At 40.3% G+C, this 236-nt stretch carries 1 protein-coding gene; it reads left to right on the forward strand.

Translation table 11 applies throughout. The features are described from left to right. Positions 1-186, forward strand: a 186-nt coding sequence (locus CES79_RS12600; protein ID WP_143456355.1) for a transposase, incomplete at its 5' end; no start/stop codon positions are given. Between the last annotated feature and the right edge of the window lie 50 nt (positions 187-236).

Genomic DNA, 236 nt, shown 5'->3' on the forward strand with positions numbered 1-236 from the left:
GAGCATCCTGACTACATTGAAAACACCTTGAAGCACAAAGATTACTCCAATGGTCCTTTGGAAGGGACGAATAATCGAATCAAAGTCCTTAAACGATCCGGCTATGGCTACACGAGATTTAAGAATTTCCGTTTGCGCGTCCTTGTTATGTTAAGGACAAAAACAAAACACCCAATCATCAAATAATGATTGAGTGCATTATGGTCGTTACCAACAACAGTTGACAGAGAACCGTT

The sequence above is a fragment of the Secundilactobacillus silagei JCM 19001 genome (genome assembly GCF_002217945.1).
GTDB lineage: Bacteria > Bacillota > Bacilli > Lactobacillales > Lactobacillaceae > Secundilactobacillus > Secundilactobacillus silagei.